Here is a 1,421-nt window from a genome sequence, read left to right on the forward strand (position 1 = left end):
GGCCACGACCCCGCAGGGCTGCGCTCGGCCCTGTGCCGGGATTCGGTGAGAAATGGCTACGCACTGAGCCGCTGCGTGGCCCCGCGATGTCGAAAACCCACGCATGAACCCCCGATCTGTGCCCAAAGCGGCGCTTGCGCGGCCGCTTCCTACCTGCCAGACTCGCCAAAAAGGGCGGTTGAACTTCCTATACCCCAAGGTGGCCCTACCGCAGCATGTATTCACTAATATCTCAACCAAAGGAGTATTCGAGATGGGTAAGCTAGCTGGCAAGATTGTCGTAGTGACGGGGTCGGTTTCGGTCATCCCCGGGTTCGATTCCATTGGCTCGGCAACGGTTCGCGAAGCCTTGGCCGAAGGGGCCGATGGGGTTGTCATTTCCGACATCAACGATGAGCAGGGCGAGGCATTCGCCAAGAGCCTGAACGAGGAATATGGTGAGGGGCATGCGCTCTATGTGCATACCGACGTGACTGATCCGAAGGATGTTGAGAAACTTTTCGAGATCACTGAGAAGACCTATGGTCGGGTGGATGCCATCATGGCCAATGCCGGCGTGGCGACGGCTGAGGATTTCGATAAGGATCCCGAGGAGGTTCTGAAGTCGAAAAAATTCATCCAGAGCGTCAACGAGGACGGAGTGTTCAATACCGCGCTCTACGGCTCGCGGCTGATGATGAAGCACGGGACCAAGGGCTCGATCGTGCTGGTATCGAGCATCCACGGCGTCGCCGGTCGCCCGAAGGTGGTGAACACGGAGACGGGCGAGGTGCTGATTGAACGCTTCAATCTGGTCCAGTATACGATGGGGAAACACGGCGTTGTCGGCCTGTCGAAGGCCCTCGCGCTGCAGTTCGCGGAATACGGAATCCGAGTGAACACCGTGAATCCGGGATATATTATGACGCCGCTATTCCAGGCCGCTGTCACGACTGACAAAGAGAAGTTGTCGCATGAGAAATCCTTGGAAACGGATGCCTTTGACTTCACCCAGCTGGCGGCGCTGCACCCATTGTGCAACGATCCGGTGAAGGATGCAGATATTGTCCCGCGTGGGAAATTTGGTGGCCGTATGGGTGTTCCGGCCGAAATCGCCAAGCCGGCGGTGTTCCTGATGTCCGACGAGTCTTCCTTTATGACCGGTCAGAAACTGGTTGTCGACGGCGGGTATACCGCATGCTGAGCATCGGCGGATAGTTAGTGAGCTTCTCCCATTGTGTGGAGGGGCAAATGTGAAACGGGGCGCTTTGGCGCCCCGTTGCTGCCGCTACATCACGCGCCCGGCGATCAGCGAGCAGCGGCTGTCGATCTCACCGCAGGGTAGGGTGCGGTATCAGCTCAAGACGCCGTGGCGAAATGGGACCACGCATGTCGAATGGGATGCGGTGGACTTCATCGCCAAGCTGGCGGCACTGGTCCCG

Annotated in this window: 1 protein-coding gene and 1 pseudogene; both read left to right on the top strand. The window is 58.6% G+C overall.

Features of this window, described 5'->3' with window-relative positions; genetic code table 11:
* Positions 1–253 precede the first annotated feature (253 nt).
* Complete coding sequence (locus DER72_RS15955; RefSeq protein ID WP_016448223.1) at positions 254–1,183, top strand: SDR family NAD(P)-dependent oxidoreductase; 930 nt, start codon at positions 254–256, stop codon at positions 1,181–1,183.
* A gap of 73 nt (positions 1,184–1,256) precedes the next feature.
* Positions 1,257–1,421: pseudogene (locus tag DER72_RS15960) on the top strand (transposase); the annotation flags it as partial.

Source organism: Halomonas sp. A11-A (assembly GCF_003182195.1).
Classification (GTDB): domain Bacteria; phylum Pseudomonadota; class Gammaproteobacteria; order Pseudomonadales; family Halomonadaceae; genus Halomonas; species Halomonas alkalicola.

What these genes read in the sequence shown, in the direction of transcription:
- DER72_RS15955 (WP_016448223.1), top strand. Translation starts at nt 254, where the DNA reads ATGGGTAAGCTAGCTGGCAAGATTGTCGTAGTGACGGGGTCGGTTTCG.